General features: G+C 64.3%; 16 protein-coding genes. 7 read left to right on the top strand and 9 right to left on the bottom strand.

Annotated elements, in window-relative coordinates:
* Positions 1–296: 296 nt before the first annotated feature.
* Genes AB1A62_RS19085 through AB1A62_RS19075 form a run of 3 tightly spaced genes read right to left on the bottom strand, consistent with a single transcriptional unit; the run spans position 297 to position 3,389 of the window.
* Positions 297–1,337 carry an ABC transporter substrate-binding protein gene (locus AB1A62_RS19085; protein WP_366663072.1) on the bottom strand — a complete coding sequence of 347 codons (1,041 nt, stop codon included), beginning with the start codon at positions 1,335–1,337 and terminating at the stop codon, positions 297–299.
* Positions 1,334–2,725: a sensor histidine kinase N-terminal domain-containing protein gene (locus tag AB1A62_RS19080; protein ID WP_366663071.1), complete on the bottom strand. Its 1,392-nt coding sequence runs from the start codon at positions 2,723–2,725 to the stop codon at positions 1,334–1,336. Before AB1A62_RS19080 ends, AB1A62_RS19085 begins: the two co-directional genes overlap by 4 nt.
* Positions 2,718–3,389 (bottom strand): response regulator transcription factor, encoded by a 672-nt coding sequence (locus AB1A62_RS19075; protein WP_366663070.1) that lies wholly within the window; start codon positions 3,387–3,389, stop codon positions 2,718–2,720. Before AB1A62_RS19075 ends, AB1A62_RS19080 begins: the two co-directional genes overlap by 8 nt.
* 157 nt (positions 3,390–3,546) lie before the next feature.
* Between AB1A62_RS19075 and AB1A62_RS19070 the strand changes: the two genes are divergently transcribed.
* The 5 genes from AB1A62_RS19070 to AB1A62_RS19050 all read left to right on the top strand — a co-directional run bounded on the left by AB1A62_RS19070 (position 3,547) and on the right by AB1A62_RS19050 (position 13,471).
* Positions 3,547–4,524: a tripartite tricarboxylate transporter substrate-binding protein gene (locus AB1A62_RS19070; RefSeq protein WP_366663069.1), complete on the top strand. Its 978-nt coding sequence runs from the start codon at positions 3,547–3,549 to the stop codon at positions 4,522–4,524.
* A gap of 90 nt (positions 4,525–4,614) precedes the next feature.
* Positions 4,615–5,046, top strand: coding sequence for a tripartite tricarboxylate transporter TctB family protein (locus tag AB1A62_RS19065; RefSeq protein WP_174145711.1), 432 nt, complete (start codon positions 4,615–4,617; stop codon positions 5,044–5,046).
* A 12-nt stretch (positions 5,047–5,058) separates the two neighbouring features.
* On the top strand, positions 5,059–6,597 hold the full coding sequence (locus tag AB1A62_RS19060; RefSeq protein WP_366663068.1) for a tripartite tricarboxylate transporter permease: 1,539 nt from the start codon (positions 5,059–5,061) through the stop codon (positions 6,595–6,597).
* 1,023 nt (positions 6,598–7,620) lie between these two features.
* The gene (locus tag AB1A62_RS19055) at positions 7,621–9,270 is read left to right on the top strand and encodes a Glu/Leu/Phe/Val dehydrogenase dimerization domain-containing protein (protein ID WP_366663067.1); all 1,650 of its coding nucleotides are present in this window, start codon (positions 7,621–7,623) and stop codon (positions 9,268–9,270) included.
* A gap of 55 nt (positions 9,271–9,325) precedes the next feature.
* Positions 9,326–13,471: a response regulator gene (locus AB1A62_RS19050; protein ID WP_366663066.1), complete on the top strand. Its 4,146-nt coding sequence runs from the start codon at positions 9,326–9,328 to the stop codon at positions 13,469–13,471.
* Between the two features lie 484 nt (positions 13,472–13,955).
* Here the strand turns inward: AB1A62_RS19050 and AB1A62_RS19045 are convergent, their stop codons facing one another.
* Positions 13,956–14,474 carry a MarR family transcriptional regulator gene (locus AB1A62_RS19045; protein WP_366663065.1) on the bottom strand — a complete coding sequence of 173 codons (519 nt, stop codon included), beginning with the start codon at positions 14,472–14,474 and terminating at the stop codon, positions 13,956–13,958.
* A gap of 81 nt (positions 14,475–14,555) precedes the next feature.
* Between AB1A62_RS19045 and AB1A62_RS19040 the strand changes: the two genes are divergently transcribed.
* The gene (locus AB1A62_RS19040; RefSeq protein ID WP_366663064.1) at positions 14,556–15,545 is read left to right on the top strand and encodes an alpha/beta fold hydrolase; all 990 of its coding nucleotides are present in this window, start codon (positions 14,556–14,558) and stop codon (positions 15,543–15,545) included.
* Between the two features lie 164 nt (positions 15,546–15,709).
* On the top strand, positions 15,710–17,101 hold the full coding sequence (locus AB1A62_RS19035; protein ID WP_366663063.1) for an aminotransferase class V-fold PLP-dependent enzyme: 1,392 nt from the start codon (positions 15,710–15,712) through the stop codon (positions 17,099–17,101).
* A 114-nt stretch (positions 17,102–17,215) separates the two neighbouring features.
* Here the strand turns inward: AB1A62_RS19035 and AB1A62_RS19030 are convergent, their stop codons facing one another.
* From AB1A62_RS19030 to AB1A62_RS19010, 5 genes are all read right to left on the bottom strand, one after another.
* On the bottom strand, positions 17,216–18,742 hold the full coding sequence (locus AB1A62_RS19030; protein ID WP_366663062.1) for a CHAD domain-containing protein: 1,527 nt from the start codon (positions 18,740–18,742) through the stop codon (positions 17,216–17,218).
* Between the two features lie 137 nt (positions 18,743–18,879).
* The gene (locus AB1A62_RS19025; protein ID WP_366663061.1) at positions 18,880–19,089 is read right to left on the bottom strand and encodes a hypothetical protein; all 210 of its coding nucleotides are present in this window, start codon (positions 19,087–19,089) and stop codon (positions 18,880–18,882) included.
* A 439-nt stretch (positions 19,090–19,528) separates the two neighbouring features.
* Positions 19,529–21,013, bottom strand: coding sequence for an aldehyde dehydrogenase family protein (locus tag AB1A62_RS19020; protein WP_366663060.1), 1,485 nt, complete (start codon positions 21,011–21,013; stop codon positions 19,529–19,531).
* Positions 21,013–22,185, bottom strand: coding sequence for a mandelate racemase/muconate lactonizing enzyme family protein (locus AB1A62_RS19015; protein ID WP_366663059.1), 1,173 nt, complete (start codon positions 22,183–22,185; stop codon positions 21,013–21,015). The genes AB1A62_RS19020 and AB1A62_RS19015 overlap by 1 nt, the downstream gene beginning before the upstream one ends.
* Positions 22,182–23,792 (bottom strand): GMC family oxidoreductase N-terminal domain-containing protein, encoded by a 1,611-nt coding sequence (locus AB1A62_RS19010; RefSeq protein WP_366663058.1) that lies wholly within the window; start codon positions 23,790–23,792, stop codon positions 22,182–22,184. The genes AB1A62_RS19015 and AB1A62_RS19010 overlap by 4 nt, the downstream gene beginning before the upstream one ends.
* Between the last annotated feature and the right edge of the window lie 69 nt (positions 23,793–23,861).

Here is a 23,861-nt window from a genome sequence, read left to right as displayed (position 1 = left end):
CGTTTAGCGTGCCAGGCCTTAGGTTCTTGTCTTTGGCCCAGCTATGTTGAAAGCCCCCCGAAGGTGGCCGAGTTATAGGGCCCCGAAGGTCCCCGAGTTCGAACATCCTGACAAACATAAGGACCCCGGAAACGAATCCGGGGTCTTCAGGATGGATGGCGTTTAACAGACTCGCCGGGGGGTGGCAATGACAGAGTTTCAGCCGCCCAGCAAATGCCGCGATGGCAGCCGCCGCGGCTTGGAAACGCGTTCCGGGAACCGGCTGAAGCTGCCGTGTGAACGGCAACGGGCCGCGCTCAGCGGCCGTCGCCGCGCCCGAAGGTGTCGCTCCAGAATTTGAGCAGCAACGCCCGCCTGTTGGGATCAAGCGCAACCAGCAGCGAAGGGGCAAGCGGAATCGACCGGCGGGCGCTGGGAGCCAGGCCGGAGTCCGCTGCCGCAATCTCGGTGACGAGGCCAGCCTTGGCCAGCAGGTCCTGCGCGTCCGGGCTCAGCAGGAAATCGAGAAGATCCGCAGCCGCTGCCTTTTGCAGGGCCTTTGCGGGGATCATGTAGGCGCGCGACAGCACAAGGGTGTAATCCTCGGGCAGAATGGTGCCGACCTCGGGGGCGGAGGCACTGGCGACATAGGACCCCAGCACGTTGTAGGCGATCAGGAAGCGGCCATCCGCCACGCCGGCAATGATCTCGGCGGAACAGCAGGTGGCGACGGCGTCGACACGGGCAAAGCCTTCCATCAGGGCGCCGAAGGTCGTGGCCTCCAGGCTGTCACTGTAGGCGAACAGGTAGCCAAGGCCGGAGGCGGCGATGTCATAGGTGGCGATCTTGCCGCGGTAGAGGCCGGGTTCGGCGCGCAGCGCGTCGAGCAGGGCAAAGCGGCTGCGCGGCACATCGGCGCCGTCCAGCAGTTGCTTGTTGTAGACGATCACCGCGGGCTCGGTGGTGATCCCCCAGAGTTCGTCGCGCCAGCGCCGCGACGGCGGCAGCGCCAGCGCCGCGGGCGAACGGTGCGGATGGGCGCAGGCCGCGTTGACCAGCCAGACCATCTGCTGCACCGCGGAGGACAGAACCGCATCGGCAGGCGGGCCGCCCTGCTGGCATTCGGCGCGGCTTTGGGCAAACAGCGCATTGGAGCCCCATTGCTCATAGGTGATCGTCAGCCGCGGGTTCAGTTCCGCAAAGCGTTCGATAACCGGGCGGATGATGCTGTTGTCAGTGGTGGAGCGCAGCAGGAAAGGCACCGGGCCGCTGCCGTACAGATGGGTCGCCTCCTGCGCGGCGGCCGCGGCAGGACACAGCGCGGCAAGCAACATCAGCAGGCGCCGGATCCGCATCATGCCCGCTCCTCCGCGGCGGGCAAGACCAGCGCCGCGCGAAAACCGTCCTCTTCGCGCGCCATCTCCACCCTGCCGCCAAAGGCAGCCGCCACGGAGGCCACGATCGACAGGCCGATGCCGGTGCTGTTTTCCTGCGTCCCGGCGCTGCGGTTGAACCGGCTGCCCAGCTGCGCTGTTACCGCAGGCGCCGGGCCGGGGCCGGCATCGCGGACCCACAACACCGCGTCGCCGCCGCGCTGCTCCGCGCCGATGGCCACCGGAGGGGTGCCGTGCCGCAGTGCATTGCCCAGCAGGTTGCTGCCGGCCTCACCAAGGGAAAAGGCATCGGCACGCACCATCACGGGATCCTCGCCGATTTCCAGCCGCAGGTCGGTGCCGGGCGCCAGCAGCGCGTGGTCGTTGCGTTCCATGATCTCGAGCGCGACTTCGCGCAGGTCGACGGGCAGCCGCGGGGCGCTGTCGGTGCGGTGCACCACCAGTGCCCGGCTGAGCAGCTGCTCCAGCAGGGTGCCCAGCGACCGGGTGCGTGCCAGCAGCCGGTCCATGGCCCGGCGGCGGGCCGCTTCGCCGGGTTCGGCAACGGCGGTTTCCGCCTGCACCCGGATCGCGGCCACCGGGGTGCGCAGCTGGTGCGCGGTGTCGGAAATCAGGTTGCGCATTGCCTCGACCTGCCCGTCCAGCCGCCCCATGAAGCGGTTCATGGCGCCCAGCACCACCTGCAGCTCCCGCGGCAGGCGTCCGGTGGCGATCGGGGTCAGGTCATAGGGATCGCGGCGGGCCAGATCCTCGGTGATCGCATCAAGCGGCCGCAGAGCCGTGCGGATGACCAGCCAGGCCATCACCATCAGCGCCAGCCCCGCCGCCGCCATCGGCAGCAGCGCGTCCAGCATCAGTTCCGCCGTCATCGCCTTGCGCGCCCGCAGGGTCTGGCCGACCACAACCTCGACCGGGCCGGAGAAATCGCGTTCCGCAAAGCGGCGGGTGACCCGTACGAACCGGGCAGGCTCGCCATTGAGTTCGGCTTCGAAATACTCCGGCCCGCTGCTGCCGGGTACGGGCGCGTGGATTCCGGTTCCGGGGTCAACGCCGGTGATGAACACCTGCCCGGGTCCATGCACCGCATAATAGATGCGGTCTTCGGGCGCCTGCGCCAGCAGCTGGAAGGCTGAAACCGGCAGATCGGCAACCGGGGCGCCCGATTGCACGCGGACCGACTCCGCGATGTCGCTTGCCGCCCCCAGCAGGATCCGGTCATAGGCCTGGCGGGCCGCCTGCTGGCCGTTCAGCCAGGCAGAGCCGGAGACCAGCAGCCCGCCCAGGAGCAGGATCAGCAGCACCGCCCCCAGCACCCGGGCCGTCAGGGTGAGCGGCGGGCGCGGCTCAGCCATTCAGATGCAGCCGGTAGCCGACCCCCCGCTGGGTGGCGATGCTGACGTCGCTGCCCGCGATCTTCTTGCGCAGGCGCGCGATATAAAGCTCGATCGCATTCTCACCCACATCGGCATCGTCAAATCCGTAAAGCGAGTCATAGAGCCGGGTTTTGGAGAGATAACGGTCCTGGTGGCGGATCAGCATGTCCAACAGCGCCGCCTCCCGCCGGGTCAGTTCCAGCAGGCGCCCGTCCAGCCGGGCGCTGCGGTCGCTGGGGGCAAACACCAGCGAGCCAAGGACGATCTGTTCGTCCTTGCGGTCTGCCTGGCGCCGCACCAGCGCCCGCAGCCGCGCCTCCAGCTCGCGCTGATCGAAGGGCTTGCCCAGGTAATCATCCGCCCCCTGGTCCAGCGCCGCCACCCGGTCATCCACCGAGGTCAGGGCGGTCAGCATCAGCACCGGCGCCGGGTCGCCTGCCAGGCGCATTTCGCGCAGCAGCGACAGGCCGGAGCCGTCCGGCAGGTTGATGTCGAGGATCACCGCGTCGTATTTCTGCACGGCGCGGCAGTCGCGGGCGCTTTCGATGTCCGGCGCCAGATCGCAGACAATGCCGCAGCGGGCCAGATGGGCAATCACGCCCTCGGCCAGATCCTCTGCATCCTCGACCATCAGGACCCGCATCTTATGGCACTCCGCTTTGCTGAAACCGGCGACAGGTTGGTGACAGCTTCAATGGGTAAACATGTCTAACCCGCAGGAAAGGGGCTGCCAAAGCGATTTCTTGCAGGGGGATATCCGGCGCTTGGGAGTGCGCCGGCCATGACCTGAGGAGGAACATATGAAATTCACCGTCACCCGCGGCTTGGTTGCCGCTGCCGCCCTGTCACTGTCTGCCCTTGCCGCCGGCGCGCAGGAAAACCCCGAGTGCATCGCCCCGGCCAACCCGGGCGGCGGCTGGGACTTCACCTGCCGCCAGGTTGGAAAATCGCTGCAGGATCTGGGGCTGATCGACAAGACCATGCAGGTCGTGAACCTGGCCGGTGGCGGCGGCGGCGTGGCCTTTGCCGAGGTGGTCAACAAGCGAGTGGACGATGGCAACCTGATCGTCGCCGCCTCCAGCGCCACCGCAACCCGCCTGGCGCAGGGCGCCTATCCGGGCAACAGCATGGACCAGGTGCGCTGGCTGGCCTCCATCGGCGCCGACTACGGCGTGATCGCGGTTGCCGCTGACAGCGGTATCGAGACGCTGCCGCAGCTCTTGGACACGATCAAGGCCGATCCGTCCTCGGTCTCTGTCGCGGGCGGCTCTGCGGTTGGCGGCTGGGATCACCTGAAGGTGCTGATCGCGGCCAGTGCCTATGGCATCGAAGATGTGCGCACCGTGAAATACATCGCCTTTGACGGCGGCGGCGAAGCCGTGACCCAGCTGCTGGCCGGGTCGGTGCAGGCCTTTACCGGCGACATTTCCGAAGCTAAGGGGTTCCTGGATTCCGGCGATATCAAGGTGATCGCGGTGCTGTCGCCAGAGCGCCTGCCGGGTGAGTTCGCGGATTTCCCGACCGCCAAGGAACAGGGCGTTGAAGCCATCGGCGCCAACTGGCGCGGCTTTTATGCGCCGGGCGGCATGTCGGACGAGGCCTATGATGCCTGGGTTTCCAAGATCGGCGATCTCTATGCCTCTGACGAGTGGAAAGACGTAATGGCCGCCAACGGCCTGGCGCCGCTGGACCTGCAGGGCGCCGCGTTCCAGGATTTCGTGGCCGGTTCGGTTGCGCAGATCCAGTCGATTTCCAAAGAGATCGGCATCATCAAGTAACCTGCGCCGGGCCAGCCCGGGAAGAGGCCGCGCAGCCATGCGGCCCCTTCGGCGGGCTGGCCCCGCCTGACACCTGAACTGGAGACCGCCATGAGCGATCGTATCTTCGGTGTCTTCGGCATGATCCTTGCCGCCGGCTATGTCTTTGCCGCGCTTGCGATCGAGGAAAGCTTTCTCTCCGATGCCGTCGGCCCCAAGGCCTTTCCCCTGATCATCGCTGCCATCCTCGGCCTGTCGAGCGCCGTGATCGCGCTGCGCCCGGACCCGGAACCGCATTGGCCCGCCCTGGGACGGCTGGCGGAAGTGGCTGCCGCGGTGGTGGTGCTGATCCTCTATGCCGAGATGCTGCCCGTCGCGGGTTTTGTCATCGCCACCGCCTTTGCCGCCGCCTATCTGGCCTGGCGGCTGGGGTCGGGACCGCTGGAGGCGGCAGCCGTGGGCGCGGGCACTTCCGTTGGCATCTATGTCACCTTTCACCTGATCCTGGGCCTGTCGCTGGCCAAGGGTCCGCTTGGCTTCTGAGGAGGGCGGAACATGGAGCTTCTCGCAAATCTTGGCGACGGCTTTGCCATCGCGCTCAGCTGGCAGAACATAGGCCTGGCGCTGCTGGGGTGTTTCCTGGGCACCATCATGGGCGCGCTGCCCGGACTGGGGCCGTCGAACGGGGTCGCAATCCTGATCCCGCTGGCCTTTACCATGGGGCTGGGGGCGACGCCCTCGCTGATCCTGCTGACCAGTGTCTATTACGGCGCCATGTACGGCGGTCGCATCAGCTCGATCCTGCTGAATATTCCCGGCGACGAGCCGGCCATGATGACCTGCCTGGACGGCCACCCGATGGCCAAGAAAGGGCTGGCGGGCGAAGCCCTGTCGCTTTCGGGCATCGCATCCTTCGTCGGTGCGTTCCTGGCCACCTGGGGGCTGATCCTGCTGGCACCGCAACTGGTGAAGATCGCCCTGCTGTTCGGCCCGGCCGAGTATTTCGCCCTGTTCGCGCTGGCTTTCATGACGCTGGGCGGCGTGTCCTCAACCAACCAGGCGAAATCGGCCTTTGCCGCGGCGCTGGGGCTGGGACTGGCAACCATCGGCGTCGATACCCAGACCGGAGTGCCGCGGTTCACCTTCGGCGAGGTGCATCTGTATGACGGGCTTGATTTCCTGGTCGCCATCGTTGGCCTGTTTGCCCTGTCCGAGGTCTTCATCTTCCTGGAAACCCGGCACGGCGGATCGGACGCGGCAGGGCGCAAACTGACCATCGGCAAGCTCTACCCGCCAATGGCGATGATCCGGCAAACCACCCCTACCATGCTGCGGACCTCCTTTTTGGGCTTCATTGCCGGGGTGCTGCCCGGCGCCGGGGCTTCGCTGGGATCGTTCATCTCCTACTCGATGGAAAAGAAGCTGGTCGACAAGGAGGGCACTTTCGGCACCGGCGACCCGCGCGGCGTGGCGGCGCCCGAAGCCGGCAACAATGCCGCGGCCGGCGGTGCCCTGGTGCCGATGCTGGCGCTGGGGGTGCCGGGATCGGGCACAACCGCGGTGCTGCTGGCGGTGCTGCTGGCGCTGAACATCACGCCGGGTCCGCTGCTGTTCAGCCAGAACCCGGATGTGGTCTGGGGTCTGATCGCCGCCCTGTTCATCGCCAATATCATGCTGCTGGCCATGAATATCCCGATGGTGGGGCTGTTCACCCGCGTGCTGATGATCCCCTCGCGCATCCTGATGCCGATCGTGGCGATGGTCAGCTTCGTCGGCATCTACGGCATTTCCGGCAGCACCTTCGACCTCTTGGTGATGATCGGCTTCGGGGTCATGGGCTGGGTGCTGCGCAAACTGGATGTGCCGCTGGTGCCGGTCATCCTGGGCACGCTGCTGGGCAACGCGATGGAGAACAACCTGCGCCGTGCGGTGACCATCGACAACGGCAACTGGTGGACCCTTGTGGACAGCCCGCTGTCCATCGCGCTCTGGGCGATAGCGATCATCGGCTTTGTGCTGCCGCTGATCGTCGGTGCGCGGGTAAGGGCCAAGATGCACCAGCGCCAGGACGAGGAAGGCGCGATCAGCGACTGACCCCGCAAACCGCCATCCCGGTTCTTGTTCCGGGATGGCGGACACGGGCCCGCGCCTGCCTGCGCTGCATTGCCCGGTTACCGCCCAGACAGACGAAAGCGCAAACCGTTTGGCGGCTGATCGTCACGGCGGCTTGGTTTACATCCTTGGGGCTGCAGCTGAGAGTGCGGCTGCATTCAAGGTTGGCAACGCTGCAATCTAAAGACATTTTGATGCGTTAAACGGCGGCCAAACCCGCGACGGCGCCCCGGAAGGCGCTTCGCTGGTTAAGCTGGCTACCGGAATTGGCCGCAATCGCTGCTTTGTCCTCGCCAACGCATTCGATATTTTGCCGCTGGCCGGGCGCTGTTCGCTGTGTTCCGCACAGGAGGAATACCCAGGATGACGCGGACAGGCAGCGAAAAGACCCCAGCATGTTCGGCCAAGAGTGGTCATCTCTTCAAAAAGGGAAAGCCCCTCTGTTCCCCGTCCATCCGCGACCCTGCATGGCCTGCAAGGCGCCACTAAACCATGAAACCGCCGAACGGGTTTGGTTCAGGACGGCCAAACGGGCCCAGGCCGCAATTATTTTTTGGTTCAATGGTTACAACCTCACCCGCCCGCCGCGGACGCTCAACATGCGGCCAGTTTTGCCCGAAAGCCCTCTTTCAATTGGCCAAAGGCAAGGCGGCTGGACACACCTGTCTCTGAACAATGACCGGTTTTATGTCAGCGGCAGCGCTTGACCGGTTACTGCATCGAATTAAAACAAAAGTCAGTTTTTTGCCGGACTTGCTTACTGCTGCAAGCGCAATACGCGGACAGCCGGTGCCGGAATCGGAGCACCGGCCGCCTGTTTGCCGGTTGCGCTTCCCGGCCGTCATCGAGATCGAACCCGGGAGAACTCCGCTGTCCGTGCCGGACAGTATTCTGCGGCCTCTGAGAACACGTCTTGGCACCCCGGTTGCCTGCTGCAGGACTTCGCAAGAAACGTGCTCCGGCATTGGAATGCTGCATGCGCCTTCTGCGTTGAAAGGAAACCGCATGGCTGACCAAACCGTGAATGTCCTTCTGATCGAGGATAACCCGCTGCATATGAAGCTTGTGGAGCGGCTGATCGAGAGCGAGCCGCAGCTGCACTGTTCTGTGGATTCAGCTGACAATCTCGCCGGCGGCCTTGCCCGCCTGGAAGCCGGGGGGATCGGGCTTGTGCTGCTGGACCTGGTGCTGCCTGACAGCCAAGAGCTGGAAACACTGTTTCGGGTGCGCGCAGCTGCACCGGATACGCCAGTGGTCATCCTCACCGCAATGGACGACGTGAAACTGGCGGCCAACGCCGTGGAAGCCGGAGCGAGCGACTTTCTGGTCAAATCAAATCTGAACGCGGTCTCACTGGGCCGCGCGATCCGCTATTCGCTTGCTCGCGCCCGGGCGCGCACCGCGGAGTGGGATTCACCGATGTTCCGCCTTGCCCAGCAGCAGTTTCTGAAAGCTGCCCAAATCATGGAACTGGATGACAACATCCGCCAGCGGTTGCTGTTCCCGCAGCGGACCCAGGTGGTGTCCTTCCCGTTCTTCCGGGACGACCGCAGCCAGGTGGAAACGGTGTTCGGCTACCGCGTGCAGCATGTGCTGACGATGGGGCCGACCAAGGGCGGCGTTCGCTACCACGAGGATGTGGATTTGGGCGAGGTCGCGGCGCTGGCCACTTGGATGACCTGGAAATGCGCCTTGATGAACCTTCCCTACGGCGGCGCCAAAGGCGGGGTACGGGTCGATCCGACCGGGCTGTCCCGGCATGAGCTGCAGCGGCTGACCCGCCGCTACACCACCGAAATCATTGATATCATTGGCCCCGACAAGGACATTCCAGCCCCCGACATGGGCACCAATGAGCAGGTGATGGCCTGGATGATGGACACCTACAGCCAGCAGGTGGGTTACTCTGTGCCGACGGTGGTCACCGGCAAGCCGGTCGTGCTGGGCGGGTCGCTTGGCCGCCGCGAGGCCACCGGCCGCGGGCTGGTTTACATGATCGAAGCCGCTGCCCGCCATACCGGGCTTGACCTGCAGGGGGCGCCTGCCGTGGTACAAGGTTTTGGCAATGTCGGCAGCTTCACGGCGAAGTTCCTGGAGGAGGCCGGGGCGAAGATCGTGGCCGTCAGCGATGTGTCGACCGGTCTCTATAATCCCAATGGGCTGCCGGTCCAGGCGCTGATGGATTACGTCGCGGAGCACCGGGTGCTGAAGGATTACCCGGAGGCCGATCACCTCACAAATACCGAGCTGCTGGAAACCAAATGCGACGTTCTGGCTCTGGCAGCCCTGCAGAACCAGGTCACAGCCGAGAATGCCGATAGGGTCGACTGCAAGATCCTGGCAGAGGGCGCCAATGGACCGACCACGCTGGAAGCAGACGAAATCTTCAACGAAAAAGGCATCATGATCGTGCCGGACGTGCTGGGCAACGCGGGCGGCGTCACTGTTTCCTATTTTGAGTGGGTGCAGGGCACCCAAAACCTGACCTGGCGACTGGACGAGATCAACAGCCGGCTTCGGGAGATCATGCTCAGCGCCTTTGAGCGCACAGTAGCGCGGGCTGCGCGCGATGGGCTCGACATGCGCACAGCGGCGCTGGTCGAAGGTGTCCAGCGGGTGACCGATGCCAAACTTCTGCGCGGCCTGTTCCCATAGGCGGGCAGAAAGATAGCGGCATCACCGCCGCCGCCCGCTGTAGGAGGCTTGCCGAATGACCGATAGAGCAAAATCCTCCGGTCCCGCTGCTGGCGAACGTGTGTCGCTTGCAAGCCGGATATTTGTCCGCGGCCGGGCCTGGGTCATTGGCACCGTCGGGCTGCTCAGCTTGGCGCTGACCCTGATTGTCTGGCAGGCGCTTTTGAAGGAGGAGCGCGAAACTGCGGCAGCCGAGTTCGACCGCGCCGCCGCGCGCCGGGTGGAGGCCGTCAAACGGCAGATGCTGCAGGGCGCGGCGGTAGTCGATGCGCTGCATGGGCTCTATGCCAGTTCACGTTCTGTGGAGCGGCGTGAGTTCCAGATCTTCGTGCGGCCCTTCCTGAACGATCAGCCGAACATCGAGCTGGTGCTGTTTGCCCCGCGGGTCGAGAACAATCTGCTGCCTTTCTGGGAGAACCTCGGCACCGCTCAGCTGAGGGCACCCTATGACATCTATCAGATCGCCCCGGACGGATCGCGTATACACCCACAGCAGCGGCAGGCGCATTTTCCAGTTTTCTTTGTCGAATCCCGCCGCAGTGCGGCGCTCGGCACCCTTGGCTACGATCTGTCGTCAGACCCGGTGTTCCTCAAAGTGATCGAACAGGCCCGTGACGGCGGCGGGGCAGTGGCCAGCCCGCAGCTCACCCTGCCCGGCCTGGCCGCAGGGCAGTCGCGGATCGCAATCGCCGCCCCCTATTTCACCCGCTCCGGCCCCGCGCTGCGCCGCGAAGAGCTGCAGGGCGTCGTCGCCGTGGTTCTGCGGGTCGGCGATATCCTGAAAGACGCGCTGGACAGCTTTCCCGGAGACGGCGTCGAAGTCTACCTGGCTGACAGTGAAACCGGTGAGAACTTCCATTTGCCGGAGCGCGACGCGGACAGCATCACGGAGGGACGGCAAACTGCCGATCTCGCCGCCCTGGCTGCCGCGGCTGAACTCAGTTACTCGGCAATGTTTGATCTGCAAGGTCGGAGCTGGACGTTTCTGGCAGTTCCGGGGGAGGAGTTCCGGCCCAAGCCCTGGCCATCCGACGCGGGCATCGCGCTGACAGGCGGTTTGGCCGTAACGGCCATCCTGGTTGCCTTTCTGGCGTCCCTCAGCCGGCAGATTGCCGAACGCACCCGTGCCGAGGACTCTCTGCGGGCAAGCTCAGCGCTGCTGAAATGCAACCAGACAATCACCCGGGCCGCCAATGAGGCGGAGAGTACCGAGGATGCCTTCCGGGTCGCGCTCGACGAGATCTGCACCCACACAGGATGGCCGGTGGGGCATGTCTATCTTTACGACGAGGAAGCGGGCGACCTGGCGCCTTCAGATATCTGGCACCTGGCGGATCCGGAAGCCTTTGAAGCGTTCCGCAAGGTGACCTGCGCAACCCGCTTTGCGCCCGGCGTCGGCCTGCCCGGGCGGGTGTTCAGCAGCGGCGAGCTGGCCTGGATCCCGGATGTGAACCGCGACCCGAACTTCCCACGCGCCAGGCTGGCCAAGGAAATCGGCGTGAAAACCGGGGCGGGCTTCCCCGTGACACACGCCGGGCGCGTTGTCGCGGTTCTGGAGTTCTTTTCGAGCCGCGTGGAAGAGAAAAACCCGGCCCTGCAGGATGTTATGGCGCAGGTGGGAACGCAGCTGGGCATTGTGGTGGCCCGGCAGCGCGCCGAAGCCGAAGTACAAGATGCACGTGCCCGGGCCGAATATGCCAGGACACAGCTGGTGGATGCGATCGAGTCGGTCGAAGAGGGCTTTGTCCTCTATGACGCCGAGGACAGGCTGGTCCTGTTCAATTCGGTGTTCCGGGAAAAATTCTTCCCGCAGGTGGAAAAGCTGGAACCGGGGATGACCTTCGAGGATGTGTTGCAAGCGGTGTTCAGAGCCGGGCTGGTTTCGACCGGGGACGTCAGTGAAGAGGAATGGATCGCAAACCGCCTGGCCGTCCACCGCAATCCCGGCAAACCGATCGCCGTCCATCACACCACCGGGCGCTGGCTCTGGATCAGTGAGCACAAGACCCGCGACGGCGGCACTGTCAGTGCCTATACGGATATCACCGAGCTGCAAAGGCACCGCAGCCAGCTGGAAGAGCTGGTCACCGCCCGCACTGCCGAACTTGAGCAGCGTACCGGGGAACTGCGCCGCTCGCACGCCGAGCTGAAAACCGCACGCGACGCGGCGTTGCAGGCAAGCGTGGCCAAAAGCCAGTTCCTGGCAAACATGAGCCATGAAATCCGGACGCCCCTCAATGGCGTGATCGGCATGGCCGAGCTGCTATGCGGCACCGATCTCAATCCGCAGCAGAGCGAATATGCCAGGATCATCATGCGGTCCGGCGATACCCTGCTGAACCTCATCAACGACATTCTTGATTTCTCCAAGATCGAAGCCGGCCGGCTGGAACTGGAGTCGGCTCCCTTCCGGCTGCGCGATCTCCTGGGCGATACGCTGCAGACGCTGGCCGTGCGCGCCGGTGAAAAAGGGCTGGAGCTGGCCCACCACATTCCGCCGGAGGTCCCGGACCGGCTGGTCGGCGACCCGACGCGCCTGCGCCAGATCATCGTCAACCTTGTCGGCAATGCGATCAAGTTCACCGATGCGGGCGAGGTGGTGGTGGATACCCGACTGGCCGGCCTCACCGAAACGGGGGTGACGGTCGAATTCGAAGTGCGCGACACCGGCATCGGGATTCCCAAGGAACAGCAGGAAAAGATCTTCGAGGCTTTCGGGCAGGCCGACACCTCGACCACCCGGCAGTATGGCGGCACCGGGCTGGGGCTTGCGATCTCGGCCCAGCTGGCCCGCAAAATGGGCGGAGAAATGACGCTGGACAGCGCTCCGGGCAAGGGCAGTGCTTTTTCCTTTGCCGTCAATATGAGCTTGGCCAGCGAGGACGACCTGCCCCGCTCAGCGGTGCCCGAAGAACTGCAAGGCATGCCGGTACTTGTCACTGATGACAACGAAACCAACCGCACAATTCTGGCAGAGGTTCTGGAAAACTGGGGCATGGCGCCGGTGCTGGCGGACAGCGGGGCCGGCGCGCTGGCCCGCCTGGATGCAATGATCAGCGGGGGCAGGCAGCCGCGGCTCGCGCTGCTGGACCTTATGATGCCTGAAATGGACGGCATCGCTCTGGCCGCTGAAATCCGCAAGCGCCCAGCGCTGGATGCGATGCGAATACTGATCATGTCTTCGGCCGGGTATGCGAGCCGCGAGGTGCGCTTGCGCGAACTGAATATTCACCGGATGCTGGTCAAACCCGTGAAGCAGTCCGACCTCCTGAACGCCATTCTCGCCTCACTTGGCACCGCCGCACACGAGGCCGGAGCTCCGCCGGCCGCGGCCCCGGCAGAAGCCGGACCATTGAAAATCCTTCTGGCAGAGGATGGCCTGGTCAACCAGAAAGTCGCCATCGACCTGCTGACGCAGCGCGGGCACAGCGTGGACCTGGCAGAGAACGGCAAGGAAGCTGTCGAGGCGGCTGAACGCAACAGCTACGATGTGGTTCTCATGGACATGCATATGCCGGTGATGGACGGCGTTGCCGCTGCAAAGGCGATCCGTGCGAAGGAACAGGCGAAGGGCGGCCGACTGCCGATCATCGCCTGCACCGCCAGCGTGACACTGGCGGACCAGGAGCGTTGCGCCGACGCAGGAATGGACGGTTTTGTCGGAAAGCCGTTCCGTGCAGATGCCCTGCTGAGTGTTGTGGAAAAGGCGGGCCTGGGCGCAGTGCCGGAGCAAACGGTGCCACCACCGAAGGGGGCCGCGGACCCGGCTGCCGGGAAGCCCGCAGAGGCTGCTGCGAATCCCAGCCCGGGACTTTCCAGCCCTGCCCCGGTCGACTGGCAGGATGCCCTGGATAAGCTGGGTGATGAAGATCTGTTGCGGGAAATGGCCGGGATATTCCTGTCGCAAGCCCCCGAGCTGGCCAAGAGCATCGAAACCGCAAGCCGGAATGGAAATGCAGAAGAACTGCGGCGCGCAGCACATACCCTGAAAGGTTCCGCCTTGGTCGTGAGCGCCCTTCCGGTTGCCGAAGCCGCGCTGCGGCTGGAAACCCTGGGGCGAGAGGGGCACCTGAAAGAGGCGCCTCCCGCCCTCCGTGACCTGAAAAACAAGCTGGAGGACTGCACGTCAGCGCTTCAGGAAATGCTTGGAGGCCAGAAATGACTGCGCCGTTTAGCGGAAGTACCGGGGCCTCTTGAATGCCGGCAACGCGGAGCCGGTTTCCGGTTCACAAATTTCACTGTCAAACACGCCCTTGAAGAAACGCCTTGCAGGTTTTTATCGGCTTGACCGGTGCGGACCGCAAACTGCGGAACGGCGAATTGACCGCGTTTCAGGCCGCCCAGCATTTCCCCGGCATTCAAATCGGCCTGACTCTCCGCGGGTGTCTAGCCCCGTTTTCTGAGCCGCTTCGAATTAGAGTTTCGGGCACCGGCGGGCGCATACTGAGCCCCCCAGGCGGGGCACAGCGGTTTACACTTCGTTAAAACCGCCGCTTCGGAGCGGATGAGCATGGCATCTCCGAAATGCGGTTTACTAGAAACCTTGAAGGCTGGAGATTGAGGCTGACGACCTGCAGATCTCGAGAAACCTATCAGTTACCCGCTCGGCGCTTGCGCAACAAAGCCCGGCACTATTGCCAGTCTCCTCAGTCCGCCCCGTTTACAGGCACCAGTATCGGGCAGTTTGTGCAGGCGCGGTTGTCGCACAGTCGGCAGGTCCGCAGCTTGTGGGTGTCGTCTCCGGCAGCAGCTTGCAGCAATTTTTCAAGCAGCCGGGCCAGGTCCCTTTGCTCGTCATCAGACAGGCCGCCGGTCACTGCCTCCAGTGCCGCCAGCCGCTCGCGCAGTATGTTCTCCCGTGCGGCTTGGCCGGCTTCTGTGAGATAAAGCGCAACGCTGCGCTTGTCGTGCTCCGCCGCCTGGCGTCTGACGAGACCGTCCTCGGCCAGCCTGTCGATCAGGCGCACTGTGCCCGTATGGGTGAGATCCAATAGCCGGCTCAGGGCGTCGTTCGACAAACCTGGCTGGTGGCCCAGCGCGCAAAGCGCCGCAGGCCCTTCTCCGGAGCGGTGGAACTGCCGCGCCAATACCGTCTTCAGCTCATCGTGCAGGCAGAGCACCGCCGCCCCCAGCAAATTCGCAGTCCGTCGTGATTCATCTGTCATACGGCAAATATGTGACTCGCACACTTGAATTGGAAGAGGCCACTTATATATGTGACTCACACACATTTAAGGAGAAGCGCAATGACCATCGACCTTCAGACCAGTGAGCCGGCATCGCAGCACACCGCGCTAGGCCGTGATACGGGGCTGATCGCAGTCGCTGCCAAAGAGACCTTCGAAGGGACCTGGCCGTTTCAAGCCCGCTTCAGTTCCGCCTCCGGCTATCCGATGCACTATGTCGATGAGGGCAGCGGCCCGGAGACGCTGCTGCTGCTGCATGGCGAACCGACCTGGAGCGACCTTTACCGTGCTCAAATCGCTGAATGGTCCCGTGATGCCCGTGTGCTTGCCCTTGACCATATGGGATTTGGCAAAAGCGCCACCCCGCAAGACCGCAGCTATTGGCTGCAGGACCATATAGACAATACGGAACGCTTTGTTCTGGAGCAGGATCTCCGGGATGTGACCCTCGTCATGCATGATTTCGGCGGGCCGGTTGGCATGGGCCTGGCCATCCGGCACCCGGACCGGATCAAACGGATCGTTTCGGTCAACGGCCCGACGCCCCTGGGGCAGCCCGATCTATTGGACCGCTTGATTGCCAATGCCGGCGCTGCGCCCTGGTTCCAGTGGATCATGCAGGCAGAGGAAAAAGGCACTCTGGAAGAGGTGCTCGGCCACCTTGACTACAACATCCTGTCGACCCTCAAGCTGAATGGCTTTGTCCGCAATGAGCTGATCAACGATACTTGGCTGAACGCCTACCGGGCGCCGTTTCCCGCGCCTGAATTTGCTGCGGGCGCAATCGGCTGGGCCAAGGGTTTTGCCACCCGCAAACATGCGTTTGAGGAGCCTAGTGACGCCGTAAAATCCGAGCTGGCAAAGAAACCTGCGATCGCCATCTGGGGCGAAGCCGACAGGACGCTGCAGGCAGAGCAATTTCTGCCCCTGTTCCAGCAGGCGTTCCCGGACGGCCAGGTCAGGACCTTGCCCGGAACCGGCCACTACAGCCCGGAAGACGCGCCGCAGCTGATATCCGGCCTGGTGTCAGAGTTCATCGCGGCCAGCTGAACGCGGGCAGTTTCCCGGCAGGGCTGTGCATCTGCGCCGCCCCTTGGCGCGGATGCATGGGGCCAAGAACATGCGCGTGCAGCCCAGGCGCATTGCGCGCAGCAATGCCCGCTGCCCACTAGTCTGCTATCAACAAGTAAACCTTCTTGGACAAGGAGTTCAGAATGCAACGCAAGACTACAGAGGACCCGCAGGACGAGCTCCAGCTATTGCGTGATGCTGACGCCAGGGCCGCGCGCTACATTGCCCGCGTGGGAGAGATGCCAGTTTTTCCCGACGCCGCCGCCCGGCAGCAGCTTGCACGGTTTGATGAGCCATTGCCGGACACTAGGAGGAATGCAATCGAAACGCTGGCACTGCTGGACGAGGCCGGTTCGCCGGCGACGGCTGTGTCAAACGGCCCCCGGTACTTCGGCTTTGTGATCGGTGCAACGCTGCCGGCCGCCGCCGCTGCGCAGCGTCTGGCGTCGGCCTGGGATCAATGTGCCTCTTCCCATGTAAACTCGCCGGTGGCGGACAAGATTGAGAAAGTCGCGGCGCAATGGCTGCTGGAGATCCTGGACCTGCCCCGCGAAAGCGGTGTGGCGTTCGGAACCTCGGCAACCGCGAGCACGCTTGTCTGCCTGAGTGTCGCGCGGCGTGAGCTTCTGAAAAAATGCGGATGGGATTTTGACTTAATGGGGCTGCAGGGGGCGCCGGAAATCAAGGTTGTCGTTTCCGAGCTGGCACATATCACTGTTCTCAAGGCCCTCAGAATACTGGGCTTCGGCCAGGCCCGGCTGATCAAGGCGCCGGTCGACAGCGCCGGCCGCATTGACCCGGCCCGGCTTCCTGCTCTGGATGGGCAGACCATTCTTTGCCTGCAGGCCGGCGAGGTGAATACGGGCAGCTTTGACCCCTTCTTCCCACTGATCGAAAAAGCGAAACAGGCCGGCGCATGGGTGCATGTCGACGGGGCCTTTGGGTTGTGGGCGCGCGCGGCCCCAGCAAGGCGCAGCCTGACCAGCGGCATCGAGGGCGCGGACAGCTGGACCACTGACGGCCACAAATGGCTCAATACCCCGTATGACGGCGCGGCGGGCATCTGCCGCGACCGGGACGCGATGGCGGCAGCGATGAACAGCGACGCCGCCTATTCCACCGCCTCGGCCGAGAGCCAGAAGAACCTGGGCATCGAGTTTTCCCGGAGCGCCCGCGGCGTACCGATCTGGGCGGTGCTGCGCACGCTTGGCCGCGCCGGCGTTGCCGACCTGATCGAACAGCACTGCAGCATGGCGGCCCGTATCGCCAAGGCTCTTCCCGGTCTTGGATTTGAGCTGCTGTGCGAGCCCGCGCTGAACCAGGTCCTTTTCCGCTATGGCAGTGTTGCGCAGACCCAGGAGGTTCAGCAGCTGGTGGAGCGCTCCGGGAAAGCGTGGTTCGGCAGCACCGTCTGGAACGGCGAACCGGCCCTGCGGATCAGCGTATCGTCCTGGCGCACAAGCGATCAGGACATCGATATTCTGCTGAACACCTTGCAGGCGGCCCGCGACAGTTTGGACCGTTCAAGCCAGTGAAGCCGCCAAATGCCAGCAGATGCTATGGAGATGAGGCCCGGGTAGGGGGAGCAGGTCAATTTTCGCTGCTGCCGTGGATTTCCCGGCCCTTCTTGCAGCAGCAGGCCGAGGTTTTCAGCTCTGCGGCAGCTTGCAGTGGAACAAAAACCTGAAACGATCTTGGGTTTGACTGCTATTGAAGGTTGAGAAACTTTCGGCCACCCGTGCCCGCTCGGCCGATTGGCGCTGGTGCAGGATCGCGATCAGGGCTCCGATACTTTGTGCAGCCTCCAACCCCATCGCCCCTTTCATAGCCGGGCTGCTGCGGACGAACTCCCGCAGTGAAACCTGCTGTACCGAGTAGTCGTTGATTAGGCCGAGATTATCCTGCAGCAATTTCAGCGGCTTCAGCAGAAGTTTACAGTCTTTCGGCGGGAACAGTGGAGCAAAGAACTCCATCAGGTAACGCAGCTTCTTGCAGTTGATGCGGAGTTTATGGACTTCTTCATCCGGCGTGCTGCCGCTGATCCGGGCGGCGATCCGGCAGATCTTCCGGTAGCGCTTCCAGATCAGCATCTGAGCATAGGTATGGGCTGGCACAGTCCCCTTCGGGCCGCGCAGCAAGCTCTGCGGGTGCTCAAACTCAACCTGCAACTCGCCGGTCTCGCGCTTATAGGCAGCACTCCTGAACCGCTTTGCCAAGGCGGCCTGCAATACTGCGCGCTCCGCCTCGAAGGCATCGAAAATGACCGTCAGCCCAGTGTGAAGCGTGGGAGGCAACAGATCGAAGTAGCTCTGCCGTTCCAGAAGATAAACATCCAGGTCACGCAGCCGGCCCGTGGGTGCCATCAGGCGGGAGAAGCTTTTTTTTAGGCGCGCGGTGGCGGCGGCACTGAAAACACGCTTGAACAGGCTCAGGACTGAACGGATCTTTCGCAGAGCCACCCGGTAGTCGTGCAAGAATTCTGTATCCAGTCCGGCGGCGGCTCCGGCTTCGTTTTGGCGGGCCACGGCGAAGTAGCTGCGGATTATGTCCGTGGCAGCGCCGAATGCGCTTTCGTTCCCGGTCAGGGGAATTTTCGGTTTGGCCACATAGGGTGCTACGCCTGGTGCCAGCAGCGGATAAATTGTCTTGGCGTCCGCCGGCCGGCCGCCTAGCCCAAGCAAGATTCTGCGCAGTTCCTTGGCTGCCTGGCCGTAGCCGCGCAGAGATTGCAGCCTGGCCAAGGTAAAGGGCGGGCAGCCATCCACGAAATGCTGCAAGTGCAGCCGTGCATGAGTATTTTTTCCGCCATCGACCACAGCTAGGCGCCGCAAAACCACAGTACCGCTAGCGACGGGAAGCAAGCAGCGCAGGGGGAACATTCCGTCTATCGCAGCCTTTACAGGCCCTTCGGCCAAATCGCTGACGAAGTCGCCATCACGCCGCGCAGGTTGCTTCAGTGCGTCCCCCTTTCCGCAGTACAGCAGCAGCTCGCCGCCTGTTTCCAGCAGCACCCGGCCGGATTTGCGGATCTTCTGATCGAAACAGTCCAGAACGATACATGACTGCGGTTTTCCGGTTTGGCCTTCGACAACAGAGAGCTTGCCGCTCCAGCTTTCAATGTCATCCGCGCCAATGGCCCCCTTCAGCACGAAAGAATTCTGTTTCACTTTGGCCATCAGTCATGTTTCTTCTTCTGGCTCAGACGGATTTTGATCAGCTTTCCGGCGGTTCTCTGAAAGCCTTTGTTTCTTCTTTGAGGCGAAGCTCCGCCTACTGCCGCAATGTTCTCCACTGCGCAAGTTCAGAAAAACGGTTACCGAGCCCGGGAGGTTTCCCTCTCAACCGAACAGATCCACGCAGCCGCCGATTGGCGCTTGGCTTCAAGGATTTCGAGTTTATCGGTGCTGAGATGCTTTTCACGGCCGACAAGATAGGGGCGAGCGCACCGCTCGGCCGGAGTGAAGCCCCATACCCAGCCTACTTCACCGCGATCATCTGTCTCCGCAATGCGATATCGTTTCATGATCGGCCTCAAGCTAAACGATACTGCGGAAATTGTAGGACCGGCACCCCAACCTGGCAAGCGGTATCCCTTGAGCGGCACACGCCCCTGTGCATGTGGCTCGAGCCCCGAAACGCATAGCCATCATCCGGCTCGCGCGCGACCTTCAGGTTGGTTCCCTCGCTCTTGGCCGCCTCGGAGAACAGCACCGTTGAATGCGGTATCCGTGGTGTGCAGGTCACATCAAGACCGCTGAGACCCGGCTTGGACAAGTAGTGCTTGGCCTTAGCCCGCCCGCAGGGTGCCGCCCTTCTTCGGCTCTGCGGCCTGGACGCGGTTGTTCAGGCCCAGCCCGCCCGCAGCGGGCCTGCCAAAAACACCGCCGGGCCGTCGCCGCCAGGGCGGCCGAAGCCTTCGGCATCCTGTTCTGCCTCCTTGGGAAAAGCCGTCTTGCAGCGCCTTACACTGCAAGTGTGACAGATTTTGAACGGGTGTAGGCGTCGAGCCCCTCCAGCCCCTTTTCGCGGCCGAACCCTGACTTGCGGTTGCCGCCGAAGGGCAGCTCGATACCGCCGGCCCAATAGTCGTTGACAGTGACCTGCCCGGCATCCACCCGCTGCGCCATGCGCAGGGCGGTGGATATGTCGCGGGTGTAGATCCCGGCCGCCAGGGCGAAGTCGGTGCCGTTGGCAAGCGCCAGTGCTTCCTCTTCCGTGTCAAAGGTCTGCACGGCGAGAACGGGGCCGAAGATTTCCTGCGTCACGGCCTCGTCACTGGCGGCGAGATCGTCGAGGATGGTCGGCTCATAGAACCAGCCGTTGCCGGTTTCCGGGTCCGCTGCCGCCTTGCCGCCGGTCACAATCTCAACCCCGCGCGCGCGGGCGCGCTCCACGTGGCCTGCGATCTGCGCCAGATGCCGCTCGGAGTTCACCGCGCCCATGTCCGGATTGCGCAGGCCATGTCCGAAACGCAGGGCTTGCGCCTTCTTGACCAGCCGCTCCAGCACTTCGGCGTGCAGATCGCGGTGAATCACCAGCCGCGAACCGGCCGAGCAGATCTGCCCGGAGTTGGAGAAGATCGCCCAGAGCGCACCCTCCGCCACCGCCTCCGCATCGGCATCGGCGAAAGCGATCAGCGGCGACTTACCGCCAAGCTCCAGCGTGAGCCCGGTCACATTCGGCGCCACCGCCTGCATCACGCCCACACCGGTTGCAACCGAACCGGTGAAGGTCACGTGCCGCACCCGCGGATCGGCGACCAGCGGCGCGCCCGCCTCAAGGCCGGTGCCGGTCACCACGTTCACCACGCCCGCAGGCACGCCCGCGCGGATCAGCAGCTCGGCAATCATCAGCGCGGTGAAGGGCGTGGTCTCCGCCGGTTTCACCACCGCCGAGCAGCCAGCCGCGAGCGCCGGCGCAATACCGCGCGCAAGCGTCGAGGTCGGATAGTTCCACGGCACGATATGGGCGGTCACTCCCACCGGCTCGCGCAGGGTGAAGGCGGCATTGCCGTTACCAAGGTTGACACTGCGCCCGTCGAGCTTGTCGGCGGCGCCGGCGTAATACTCGAACAGCCGCGCCGAGCCCGCGACGTCGCCTTGCGCCTCCGCCAGAGTCTTGCCACTGTCGAGGCTTTCCACCACAGCAAGACGGTCCGCCTCGGCCCGCATCAGCCGGGCCGCTTCCATCAGGATCGCGCAGCGCCGGGCGGGCGGCGTGCTGCGCCAGATCTCGAAGCCCTCGGCGGCGCTGGCCACGGCGCGGTCCACGTCCGGAGCGGTGCCCGCGGCAAATTCGGCGAAGGCTTGGCCGGTGCCCGCATCGAAACTCTCCATCCGGGCGCCGCCTTCGGGGGCCACGAACCGCCCGCCGATGAAGTGATCGCGCGGCAGGTCCGGCAGGGTGCCGGTTTCGAAATAGGTGGAAATCAGACGGTCGGAGGTCATCAGGCGTCCTCGCTGCATTTGTAGGTGGATTTGGCAAGCCACTCTGGGTTGATCTCGACGCCCCAGCCGGGGGCTTCGGTCACAACCGCCTGGCCGCCGGAAATGGTGTAGGGGTCATTCAGGAACAATTCGCGCTGCCACGGGTAGTAGTCGTCGCCCTCGATCGAGAACTCCAGGTAACGGCCCGGATTTGGGACCGCGCGCAACAGATGCATGGTGAACAATGTCACCAGAGACAGGTTGGCAGCATGCGGGGTGCACGGCAGCCCGGCGGCATGGCCCATGCGGGCTACTTCCATGCTGCGCACCATGCCGCCCAGGTACAGGATGTCTGGCTGGATGATATCCACCGCGCGCATCGCGACGATGCGCTTCCACTGCTGCAAGTCCCAGTCCTGCTCGCCGCCCGCCACGTCGATAGACAATTCGCGTGCGACTTCGGCGGTCTGCTCCAGCTCCCAGTAGGGGCAGGGCTCCTCGAAATGCTCGTAGCCGTTGGCCTCCAGCATCCGCCCGACCTCGATCGCGCGGGCGGGGCCAAAGCCCGAGTTGCCGTCAACCAGCAGCGCCGCCTCCGGGCCCATGGCCTTGCGGATGGCTGGGATGATCGCCTCGGTGCGCCCTTCCCATTCGTCCCGGTCCTGGCCGCATTCAGCGCCCACCCGCACCTTGAAGGCGTCAAATCCGAAATCGTCGCGCAATTTCTGCATCCGCGCGGCCTCGTCCCCGGGCGTGATGTCGCGCCGCATCGAGGACGCATAGGCCCGCAGCGGACCGGCCGAGCCGCCCAGCAGTTCGGCCACCGGTTTGCCCGCGGCCTTGCCGCGCCAGTCCCAGACCGCGGTGTCCAGCCCCGCCATGGCCCGGCGCAGATAGGTGCCGGGGAATTTGTGCTCGCGCAGCGGGATCTCGGCGACCACATCCTCCAGCGCATCCATGCCGCGTCCCAGCGCCCAGGGCGCCACCTGCCGGTGCAGGATCTCGCAGGTCAGGTCGCTGCTGTAGGTGGATACCTGCCCCCAGCCGGCCGTGCCATCCTCGGCGGTGACCCGCACAAAGCCGATCAGCGGCGTGCAGAAGGTTTCGATCCGGCGGATTCGCGGCCCGGTATCGTCCTTGCCGCGGTCATTGGAAACCGGCACCGCGCCGGACTTGGAATAAGGCGTGCTCATGCATCCTCCAGAATCAGATCGGCGGCGCGGTGCGCCAGCATCATGGTGGGGGCGTTGGTGTTGCCCGAGGTGATGTTGGGAAAGACCGAGGCATCGGCGACGCGGATGCCCTCGATCCCGTGCACCTTCAGCCGCGGTGACACCACGGAGACCGCAGGGTCCGAGCCCATCCGGCAAGTGCCCGAAGGATGGAAGACGGTGCCGCAGCGCTCGCGGAAATCGGCGAGGATCTGATCATCGTCCATACGGCGCAGGTCCGGGTCCATGGCGGATTCCACCAGCCCCTCGAGCGCCTTGGTGGAGATCAGCCGCTGGCACAGCCTCCCGCCCGCTATCACCTGCGCCGTGTCCTCTTCGGTCGCGAGCGAATTGGGCCGGATGCGCGGCGGTGCCACCGGGTCGGCCGCACTGATGTCGATGCGGCCGCGGCTGGTGGGACGGGATGGCTGAAAGCCGATGATGAAGCCGGGGAAGGGGTCGGGCTGCACCACCGTGCGCTTGCCGTTCGGCGTGGTCGTGTAGGTGACCGGGTTGAAATAAAGCTGCTGATCCGGCCGCCTCAGTTTCGGCGCCGAGCGGAAGTAGCCGCCGCACTGGTTCACCGACAGCGCCAGCGGCCCGCGCCGGGTGAGGCCGTATTGCAAGGCCGCCCGCACTTTGCCCAGGAGCGGCCGCAGCGCGTTGTTGAGTGTCGGCTCGGTGGCGCGGAAGTAATAGTTGATGCCGAGGTGGTCCTGCAGGTTGCCGCCCACATGCGGCGCATCCAGAAGCGGGGTGATGCCATGGGATTGCAACAGTTCCGCCGGGCCGATTCCCGACAGTTGCAGCAGCCGCGGAGAGGTCACCGCCCCGGCCGAAAGAATGATCTCGCGCCCGGCCCGAAGCGTCAGCGCCCTGCCGCGTTGGCTCAGCTGCACCGCAGCGGCCCGGCGGCCCTCAAACACAATCCGCTCCACCAGCACGCCGGTCATCAGGGTCACGTTCCTCCGCTTCAGTGCCGGCGCGAGGTAAGCCCGCGCCGAATGCATCCGCCGCCCGCCGCTGGTGTTGATCCGGTAGACCGCCGCGCCTTCATTGGCGCTGCCGTTGATATCCTTGGTAAGCGGCAGTCCCAATTCACCTGCGGCCGCGAAGAAATGCCGGTTGACCGGATGGATCTGATCGGAGACGTCCTGCACGTGCAGCGGCCCGTTGCCCTGGCGGTCGCCGCGGGCAGTGACCCGGGTCTCCATCGCCTCGTAGGTCAGGCGCACCGCGTCCCAGCCCCAGCCGGTGGCGCCGGATGTTTCCCAATCGTCGAAGTCATGCGGCAGCCCGCGGGCATAGACCAGGGCGTTGATCGCGCCCGATCCGCCCACGACCTTTCCGCGCGGCCAGTAGCCGCTGCGCCCGGCCAGCGCCTCTTCCGGCTCGGTCTGGTACTTCCAGTTCACTGCCGGGTCGAAGAAGGTCTTGCCATACCCGAGCGGCAGGCTGATCCACGGCGACCGGCCGCGCCCGCCCGCCTCCAGGACCAGCACCTTATGGCGCCCGGAAGTGCTGAGCCGCTCCGCCAGCACGCAGCCTGCGGATCCCGCGCCGATGATGATGTAATCGTAGTCCGTCACGTTTCCTGGTCGCCTGCCCTAAGTGCTCTTGCATGACCGTTACAAAGCCGCCCCGAAAATCCAAAACGA

The organism is Leisingera sp. JC11 (assembly GCF_040704725.1).
Classification (GTDB): Bacteria; Pseudomonadota; Alphaproteobacteria; order Rhodobacterales; family Rhodobacteraceae; genus Leisingera.
Note: the sequence above shows the minus strand (reverse complement) of the source record. Positions and strands in the feature narration are given on the sequence as shown.

Coding starts and splice junctions, on each gene's coding strand:
- AB1A62_RS19085 (WP_366663072.1), bottom strand. CDS start 1,337: ATGATGCGGATCCGGCGCCTGCTGATGTTGCTTGCCGCGCTGTGTCCT.
- AB1A62_RS19080 (WP_366663071.1), bottom strand. CDS start 2,725: ATGGCTGAGCCGCGCCCGCCGCTCACCCTGACGGCCCGGGTGCTGGGG.
- AB1A62_RS19075 (WP_366663070.1), bottom strand. CDS start 3,389: ATGCGGGTCCTGATGGTCGAGGATGCAGAGGATCTGGCCGAGGGCGTG.
- AB1A62_RS19070 (WP_366663069.1), top strand. CDS start 3,547: ATGAAATTCACCGTCACCCGCGGCTTGGTTGCCGCTGCCGCCCTGTCA.
- AB1A62_RS19065 (WP_174145711.1), top strand. CDS start 4,615: ATGAGCGATCGTATCTTCGGTGTCTTCGGCATGATCCTTGCCGCCGGC.
- AB1A62_RS19060 (WP_366663068.1), top strand. CDS start 5,059: ATGGAGCTTCTCGCAAATCTTGGCGACGGCTTTGCCATCGCGCTCAGC.
- AB1A62_RS19055 (WP_366663067.1), top strand. CDS start 7,621: ATGGCTGACCAAACCGTGAATGTCCTTCTGATCGAGGATAACCCGCTG.
- AB1A62_RS19050 (WP_366663066.1), top strand. CDS start 9,326: ATGACCGATAGAGCAAAATCCTCCGGTCCCGCTGCTGGCGAACGTGTG.
- AB1A62_RS19045 (WP_366663065.1), bottom strand. CDS start 14,474: ATGACAGATGAATCACGACGGACTGCGAATTTGCTGGGGGCGGCGGTG.
- AB1A62_RS19040 (WP_366663064.1), top strand. CDS start 14,556: ATGACCATCGACCTTCAGACCAGTGAGCCGGCATCGCAGCACACCGCG.
- AB1A62_RS19035 (WP_366663063.1), top strand. CDS start 15,710: ATGCAACGCAAGACTACAGAGGACCCGCAGGACGAGCTCCAGCTATTG.
- AB1A62_RS19030 (WP_366663062.1), bottom strand. CDS start 18,742: ATGGCCAAAGTGAAACAGAATTCTTTCGTGCTGAAGGGGGCCATTGGC.
- AB1A62_RS19025 (WP_366663061.1), bottom strand. CDS start 19,089: ATGAAACGATATCGCATTGCGGAGACAGATGATCGCGGTGAAGTAGGC.
- AB1A62_RS19020 (WP_366663060.1), bottom strand. CDS start 21,013: ATGACCTCCGACCGTCTGATTTCCACCTATTTCGAAACCGGCACCCTG.
- AB1A62_RS19015 (WP_366663059.1), bottom strand. CDS start 22,185: ATGAGCACGCCTTATTCCAAGTCCGGCGCGGTGCCGGTTTCCAATGAC.